Origin of the sequence: Psychrilyobacter sp., from assembly GCF_049671765.1 — a bacterium.
Classification (GTDB): Bacteria; Fusobacteriota; Fusobacteriia; order Fusobacteriales; family Fusobacteriaceae; genus Psychrilyobacter.
On the sequence record NZ_JBATVM010000274.1, the window covers coordinates 1 to 8,515 of the forward strand.

Genomic DNA, 8,515 nt, shown 5'->3' on the forward strand with positions numbered 1-8,515 from the left:
CCTACAGAAGCGGGGGGGATGGCTGTATTATTTTGTGTAGTAATAGGAACTTTTGTATACAAAAAATTAGAGTTAAGGCATATTCCAATTATCTTAAAGGATACAGTATATGGTACTGGATCGGTTATGTTCCTTATTATTGGAGCTAAAGTATTTGGTTACTACCTAACTTTAGAAAGAATACCTCAAAGTATCACAGCATTCTTGATGGATTTTACAGATAATAAATTTGTATTGTTGATAATCATCAATTTATTGCTATTATTTATTGGAATGTTTATAGAGGGTGGAGCAGCACTTATTATATTAGCGCCATTATTAGTGCCAGCAGTTACAAGTATGGGAATAGATCCTATTCACTTTGGAGTAATCTTAATAGTTAATATTATGATTGGTGGAATAACTCCTCCATTTGGATCTATGATGTTTACGACCTGTACTATAGTCGGCGTCAAATTAGATGATTTTGTAAAAGAAATAATACCATTTATAGTAGCACTGATGTTAGTATTGATGCTTCTGACTTATTCAGCACCTGTGGCTATGTTTATACCAAATTTACTGGGGTAGGTAATTATGAGAGAATTAAGAAATAAAAAATGTTTTATATTTGATATGGACGGAACCATCTATTTAGGAGATCATTTTATAGATGGAGCCGTTGAGCTCTTAAAACATATGGAAAAAATAGGAAAGAACTTTGTTTTTTTAACTAACAACTCTTCTAAAAATAGTGGGGTTTATTGTGAAAAATTAAAGAAAATGGGGTTTGAAGTGGAAGAGGATAAAATATTTACTTCGGGAGAAGCCACTAGAATCTATATAAATAAATTTAAACCAGGAGCCAAAATTTATTTATTGGGAAATGAGTATTTAGAAGCAGAATTTGAAAAAAACGGTTTCATCTTGGTTAAAGATAGAGAATCTAATCCAGACTATGTAGTCTTGGGGTTTGATACTACTTTAACTTATGAAAAAATATGGATAGCCTGTGATTATATAAAGGATGGGGTGGAGTTTTTAGCTACCCATCCAGATTATGTATGTCCATTACCTATGGGGAAGAGTATGCCAGATACAGGTGCAATGATAAAGATGTTTGAAGCAGCTACGGGCATATCTCCAAAGATCATAGGGAAGCCAAATAAACTAATAATAGAGTCCATTTTGGATAAATATAAACTAGAACCAGAAGATGTGGTTATGGTGGGAGACAGGTTATATACAGATATGAAATTAGGAGAAAATGCCGGGATAGATTCTATCCTAGTACTTACAGGTGAAGCCAAAGAAGAAGATGTAAAAGCGTCTAATATTTTGCCAACCTATATATTTGAATCTGTAAAAACAATACATAAAAATTTGAAATAAAAAATTAAAGAGAAGTTTTGTAGATTAATGTATACAAAACTTCTCTTTTGGAATATAGTAGTTGGTACCTATTGTAATAGATGGGTAGATTAGGGCTCGGGTAGTCCGTGTAGGGAGTGGGTAAATTATGGAAATGACGATGATGCTTTATGGTATGAGTCTATATGAATTTATGTTTCGAGTATTTGTAGCTTGTATAGTCGGTATATTGTTTGGTTTAGAGAGAAAAACTCGTGGGAAACCTGCAGGAATGAAAACGAATATGTTGGCCTGTGCAGGAGCTGCAATCGTTTCGGTGATTCAACTTATGATATCTAATAAAACTTCTGAGGTAGGAGTAGATATAGGAAATTTAAAAACCGATCCTACAAGGTTAACGGCTCAAGTTATATCAGGATTAGGTTTTTTAGGTGCTGGGGTAATAATGACTGGAGGCGATAAAGTAAAAGGACTTACAACTGCAGCTACTCTTTGGCTAGTAGCAATATTAGGAATCGGAATCGGATATGGATTTTATTTTTTTATACTTCCAGCTTCTGCCATGATATTAATACTATCATATTTCATAAAGAAGATTGAGACAACATTTATTGACAAGAGAAAAATAAAGAAAGTAATATTAGAATACGAACAAAGTGATGATTTGGAGAGTATAATTAAAGAAATTGCCAAAGAAAAGGATATAAAGATAGTTGTAGATAAAAAAATAAGCGAAGTAGATGATGGGGAACATATTCTTATAAAAAAAGTTATGCATTTTTCATTGCCTAAATATGTGAGTTCCAAATATTTTTTCAATATTATAAGAAAGTTTGAAGAGGTAATAAATCTAACTAGAGTTAATTAAAAATGATTTTTCTAAAAAAATTGTAAAAATAGAGGTTATAGTGTATAATTATGGTATAAATTAAATAGAAGCTAGAGATGAAGAGAGCTGAACGAAACAGAGTATATATATTCTGTTTTGTTTGGCTATTTTGTTTTTTAATAAAAAATTAGGATTAGTTATTTTTAAGGAGGTAACAATGCAAGATATTTTAATAGTAGGGGCAGGGGTAATAGGTGGATCTATCGCAAGGGAACTTTCAAAATACAATTTGAATGTAGTGGTATTAGATAAGGAAACAGATGTAGCCAATGGAACAACTAAGGCAAATTCAGCCATTGTACATGCAGGATACGATGCTACAGCAGGAACATTAATGGCTAAATATAACGCCTTGGGAAACTCAATGTTTGATAAATTAAGTAAAGAATTAGACTTTCCATTCAAAAGAATAGGATCATTGGTAGTTGCAAACAGTGAAGAGGAAAGAAAGCATATAGAGGAATTATTAGAAAGAGGAATAGAAAATGAAATTCCAGGTGTAAAAATAATTGAAAAAGATGAACTACAAAAAGTTGAACCAAAGATAAATAAAAGTGCAGTTGCAGCACTATTAGCTCCTACAGGTGGAATAGTAGGACCATGGGAAATGACAATAGCTCTTATGGAGAATGCTGTAGATAATGGTGTAAAATTAGACTTAAATACAGAAGTTTTGGATATAGAAAAAATAGAGGGTGGATACAGAGTTATCACAAATCAAAAAAATTATGAAGCTAAATGCATCATAAATGCTTCTGGAGTATATGCAGACAAAATTCATAGAATGGTAGCTGAGGAAACGTTTAAAATAACTCCTAGAAGGGGACAATATTTTGTTTTAGATAAAACACAGGGAGAACTTGTTAATCATGTTATATTCCAATGTCCAACTAAATTAGGAAAGGGTGTTTTGGTAACTCCTACAGTTCATGGAAATGTATTGGCAGGACCAGATGCAGAAGATCTAAGTGACAGAACAAACTTAGCAACTACATCAGATAGATTAGATTTTGTAAGAAAACATGCATTAGAATCTATAGAAGAGTTGAATTTTAGAGAAGGAATTAGAAACTTTGCGGGACTTAGAGCTCAGCCTAGTACAAACGACTTTATAGTAGAAGAAGTAGAAGATGCTAAAGGATTTATAGATGTAGCCGGAATAAAATCACCAGGATTATCATCAGCACCAGCTATTGCAGCAGATGTGGTAGAAATAGCTAAAGAGATCTTAGGAAATGTAGAATTAAATAAAGAATTTAAACCAAATAGAAGAAAACATTACGAATTTATAACTGAAACTGCTGAAAAAAAAGCAGAATTAATAGGACAAGACAGAAGATACGGAAACATGATATGTAGATGTGAAAATATCACTGAAGGTGAAATAGTAGATTCTATCCATAGAAATGTAGGAGCAACTACAGTGGATGGCGTGAAAAAAAGATGTAGACCAGGAATGGGAAGATGCCAAGGTGGATTCTGTGGACCTAGAATACAAGAGATCTTAGCACGTGAATTAGGGAAAAGCTTGGAAGAAATAGTATTAGATAAAGCAGATTCATACATACTAACTGGAGAAACTAAAAAATAAATTCATTAGAATAAAAAATTAAAAGGCAACTTTTTCTTTGTTGATGTTTTTGTGAATCGTCGATATTTGTAAAATAAGCTTTTATAAGCTTATTTTCAATAATCATCGAAAATACCTAAGAGGAAGAGTAAGGAGGAAATAGATGAAATATGAATTAGTAGTATTAGGTGGTGGACCGGCAGGGCTGGCTGCAGCAATAGAAGCTAAAAAAAATGGAATTAAAGAGATACTTATAATAGAAAGAGATAATGAATTAGGAGGGATCTTACAACAATGTATCCACAATGGATTTGGATTACATGAGTTCAAAGAGGAACTTACGGGACCTGAATATGCTCAAAGATTTATCCATCAAATGGCTGATGAAGGAATAGAATACAAATTAAATACAATGGTACTTGATGTAAGTAAAGATAAGAAGATACAGGCTATTAACTCTGTAGACGGATATATGGAAATAGAAGCAAAAGCTATAATTTTAGCTATGGGATGTAGAGAAAGAACAAGGGGAGCTATAGCTATTCCAGGAGACAGACCAGCAGGAATATTTACAGCAGGAACAGCTCAAAGATTTGTAAATATGGAAGGATATATGGTAGGTAAAAAAGTAATCATCTTAGGATCTGGAGATATCGGACTTATCATGGCTAGAAGGATGACATTAGAGGGAGCAAAAGTAGAAGCTGTAGTAGAACTTATGCCTTACTCAGGTGGACTTACACGTAATATAGTGCAATGTTTAGAAGATTATAACATACCATTATTACTTAGTCATACAGTTACAAATGTAAAAGGGGACGGTAGATTAGAAAGAGTAACCGTGGCAAAAGTTGATGAAAACAGAAAACCTATTCCAGGAACTGAGGTCAACTATGATGTAGACACATTATTATTATCAGTAGGATTAATTCCAGAAAACGATCTTTCTAGAAATGCAGGGATAGTATTAGATAAAAGAACATCTGGACCTATTGTAAACGAATCTATGGAAACATCTATTGAAGGAGTATTTGCATGTGGAAATGTAGTCCATGTACATGACTTGGTAGACTTCGTAAGTGCTGAATCTAGAAGAGCAGGAACTAATGCTGCAAAATATATAAAAAATGAAATTAAAAGAAATGAAGAATTTGTAGAGATAGATGGAACTAACGGAATCAGTTATACAGTTCCTCAAAAGTTTAGAAAAGAAAATGTAGATAAAGGTTTAGAAATATTTATGAGAGTTAGAGAAGTATTGAAAGATGTAAAATTAGAAGTAAGATGTGGAGATGAAACAATAATGAGTTTGAAAAAACCTCATATGGCTCCAGGAGAGATGGAAAAAATAATGATACCAAAAGTATTTATGGATAAGATCAAAACAAATAAGATCGAAGTTACAATAAAGAGATAGGAGGAGAATAGATGAAAAAACTAATATGCATAGTTTGTCCAATGGGATGTCATATAGAGGTAGATGAACAAAATGACTATAAAACAACTGGGAATAAATGTCCTAGAGGAGCTATATACGGAAAAAAAGAATTGACTGCTCCTACTCGTGTGGTAACTTCTACCATTAAAATATCTGGTGGAATTCACAATAGGGTACCTGTAAAAACAGCAGGGGATATACCAAAAGAATTAAATTTTAAATGTATGGATTTAATAAATACTTTAGAAGTTAAATCACCAGTAAAAATGGGAGATATAGTTAGTAAGGATATTTTTGGTACAGGGGTAAATATAGTAATAACAAGAGATATGTAAATCATAAAAATAGAGTTTTCCCAATGGAAAACTCTATTTTTTAATGATATTAATTTGATTTTTAAATGTTGTTAGGAGAGATCAGGCTAAAGCTTGGGGGGCTATCTCATATTTTGTGTAAATCTCCATTTTTTTGATTATACCCTATTTTTGCTTAAGATTACTAACTCTTTGTATGAATTTACACAACCATTATATTGTTGTTAAAATTTTTCTGCTTTAGTTGGATCAAATTTTATATTAACAGCTCTATTTCCTTTTTTATGTGATTCAGTATCATTAGGGAAAATAGGAAACTCTTCTCCGAGTCCTTTCGTTATCACTTTAACTTTATTATTTTTTAAATCATTTTTTATAACTTCACTTACAACGTTTGCTCTTTGCTCAGATAATTTTTGATTATATTTTTTAGTACCTACACTATCTGTATGACCTTCTATGTTAAGAGTTCCCTCTGCAGATTTTAAATTGTTAGCTATTTTTTTTATTACTTTTTTATTTTCTTCATTTAGACTATAACTATCGAATTTAAAATATATATGTTCATTAATATTTATAATTGGAACGAAATCTTCAATACTATTAAATTTATATGTGAATCCAATATTTATGTTGTTATTTCTATAGTTTCTATTATTTTCACATTCATACCCTGCTCTTACTAAAAAATCTTCTGATATATCATATTCACCATTTAAAGTTAATAATAAAGTATTTTTGTCATAATATAATTTTTCTACTTCTAAAGGGTATCCAGAGACTTTTCTTGTATTATGAAACGTCTCTTCACTATTGTATTTATATCCTGCTCCAATATCCCATCTAAACTTTCCTACACTATTTCTTAATTTTAAAGCTAGCGTTCCTACATAACCATCTCCACTTGCGTTTTCTAATTTGATACCATTTCTATATTTAAAACTATCTTCAGAAACATTTATATAATCTACTCCTAAAGTAGGAACAAGGTCTAGTGTACTTGTCAATTTATAGTTATAAGATCCTTCTATTCCAGTTTTTAAAACGTATGAATTATACTTTCCAGTTTTTATTCCACTAGCAAAATTAGTTTTAGCTTCATGAGCTGATAATCCATAACCTAAACCTAGAGTTAAGTTGAAATCCCCACTTTTATATTTTCCAAATAATTGTGTATTATATGAATCTATTTTTTCTTTATGATTTTGTTCAGGTGCCGAAATATTTGTATTCCCAATTCTAAGACCATGATATGTAACATCACTATTTTCATATGAAAACCCTGTTCCTAATGAGAATTTTTTACTTAATTTATACATGTAAGTTGTTGCTACACCATCTGAATTGACATCATAGTCATAATTATATGATTGGATACCTTTAAATTTACTATTTCCTTTAGTACCTAAATAATCAATTGTAAATTTATCTTCTCCAATTTTAAGATCACTAGAATCTAGATTTGTTAAATTATTAGTAATTCTTGTTAACTCATTCATATTATCTAGGTCTAGTCTATTTCTTGGGATTAATATTTTAGATGGAGTATTTGTATTTGTATTTGTATTTGTCGACATGACTTTCAAATATTTTTGATCCAACAAAATAGAACCATTAATCCCTGCCCTATCTCCTACAGTTGCTGATTGCCAATTTCCTGATATACCAGTTTTACCTGAAACTGTAAATAAATCGGGATCAATTACTTGTGCACCTCCGACGGTTGCTATTCCATTTATTCTAAATCCAGAAATAGTGGGATTGATTTTTTCAGCTTCATCTACTATTCCTAAATTGCTAGTTCCTCCATTTATCAATATAATATGACCATTTGAAGGTTTAGTGATGGTATTGGCTATTATTTTACCGGTTTTATCTGTCCCTGCTCTGGTGATCCCATCATAATCCACTGCTGCATTAATTGTGCCATCAACAATTAAATTACCAGGAGCCCCAGTAGCATCATTTAAATTATATATTGTAGAGCTCCCAAATGCTGAGGTTTTATAACCATTTCCATTGGAAATGGTTAAATTATATGTTCCCTTAGCAGTTATATCTCCTGTAGCTACTAATTTTTCAAAATTATTAACTGAATTATTTCCTACATCTACAGAACCTATTCCTGATAAGATTAAAGTATCTTCTCCTACTAAACCATCTGTACGACCTCTTAATATTGATCCAGCTCCTAACTCTAAAATAGAATCATTATTATCCATTTCGATCGCTGTTTGACCACTAGCATTAATAGTTCCAGAATTATAAAAATTACTATTATTAGCTTTAACACCAATTCCATCCGTAACATTAATAATTCCAGTATTTTTAGAATCCCCAGCATTATCTAAAAACATTCCTGATTGACCATTAATGATATTATCAATAGTTCCAGAATTTGAAAGACTAGCACCATTTTCACCATATAATTTTTTATCGCCTGTGCTAGATATAGTACCTTTATTCATTGCTATAGATCCTATTCCTATAGCAGACATTCCATAATCACTCTTATTTTTTATATGACCTGTAGTCTCATTAATAGCTACAGATCCATTAAGTGCACTCATTCCATAATTTCCATCATTAGAAATGTTTCCTCTATTATTAATAGAAGACCCAATTCCATCAGCAGACATTCCATAATCACTCTTATTGTTAATGAGACCTGTAGTCTCATTGATAGCTATAGATCCATTAAATGCACTCATTCCATAATTTCCATCATTAGAAACGTCTTCTTTATTATTAATAGAAGACCCAATTCCATCAGCAGACATTCCATAATCACCTTTATTTTTTATATGACCTGTAGTATCATTGATAGCTATAGATCCATTAAGTGCACTCATTCCATAATTTCCATCATTAGAAATGTTTCCTCTATTATTAATAGAAGACCCAATTCCATCAGCAGACATTCCATAATCACTCTTATTGTTAATGAGACCTGT

At 31.4% G+C, this 8,515-nt stretch carries 7 protein-coding genes; 6 read left to right on the top strand and 1 reads right to left on the bottom strand.

What is annotated here, in order from left to right; genetic code table 11:
- The 6 genes from WBG30_RS12895 to WBG30_RS12920 form a co-directional block, all read left to right on the top strand.
- Positions 1-570: TRAP transporter large permease subunit (locus tag WBG30_RS12895; protein WP_424505072.1), on the top strand; the 570-nt coding region annotated here is incomplete at its 5' end.
- 6 nt (positions 571-576) lie between these two features.
- The gene (locus WBG30_RS12900) at positions 577-1,371 is read left to right on the top strand and encodes an HAD-IIA family hydrolase (RefSeq protein WP_424505073.1); all 795 of its coding nucleotides are present in this window, start codon (positions 577-579) and stop codon (positions 1,369-1,371) included.
- Positions 1,372-1,498: 127 nt separating this feature from the next.
- A complete protein-coding gene (locus tag WBG30_RS12905; RefSeq protein WP_424505074.1) occupies positions 1,499-2,218 on the top strand; it encodes an MgtC/SapB family protein in 720 nt (239 codons plus the stop codon).
- A gap of 178 nt (positions 2,219-2,396) precedes the next feature.
- Positions 2,397-3,830: an NAD(P)/FAD-dependent oxidoreductase gene (locus WBG30_RS12910; RefSeq protein ID WP_424505075.1), complete on the top strand. Its 1,434-nt coding sequence runs from the start codon at positions 2,397-2,399 to the stop codon at positions 3,828-3,830.
- Positions 3,831-3,972: 142 nt separating this feature from the next.
- Positions 3,973-5,226, top strand: coding sequence for an NAD(P)/FAD-dependent oxidoreductase (locus tag WBG30_RS12915; RefSeq protein WP_424505076.1), 1,254 nt, complete (start codon positions 3,973-3,975; stop codon positions 5,224-5,226).
- Positions 5,227-5,237: 11 nt separating this feature from the next.
- Positions 5,238-5,582 carry a DUF1667 domain-containing protein gene (locus WBG30_RS12920; RefSeq protein WP_424505077.1) on the top strand — a complete coding sequence of 115 codons (345 nt, stop codon included), beginning with the start codon at positions 5,238-5,240 and terminating at the stop codon, positions 5,580-5,582.
- Between the two features lie 203 nt (positions 5,583-5,785).
- Here the strand turns inward: WBG30_RS12920 and WBG30_RS12925 are convergent.
- A partial coding sequence (locus tag WBG30_RS12925) for an autotransporter domain-containing protein (protein ID WP_424505078.1) occupies positions 5,786-8,515 on the bottom strand: 2,730 nt, incomplete at its 5' end.

Excerpts from the sequence above, each read along its gene's own strand:
- WBG30_RS12900 (WP_424505073.1), top strand. The coding sequence starts at position 577 with ATGAGAGAATTAAGAAATAAAAAATGTTTTATATTTGATATGGACGGA.
- WBG30_RS12905 (WP_424505074.1), top strand. The coding sequence starts at position 1,499 with ATGGAAATGACGATGATGCTTTATGGTATGAGTCTATATGAATTTATG.
- WBG30_RS12910 (WP_424505075.1), top strand. The coding sequence starts at position 2,397 with ATGCAAGATATTTTAATAGTAGGGGCAGGGGTAATAGGTGGATCTATC.
- WBG30_RS12915 (WP_424505076.1), top strand. The coding sequence starts at position 3,973 with ATGAAATATGAATTAGTAGTATTAGGTGGTGGACCGGCAGGGCTGGCT.
- WBG30_RS12920 (WP_424505077.1), top strand. The coding sequence starts at position 5,238 with ATGAAAAAACTAATATGCATAGTTTGTCCAATGGGATGTCATATAGAG.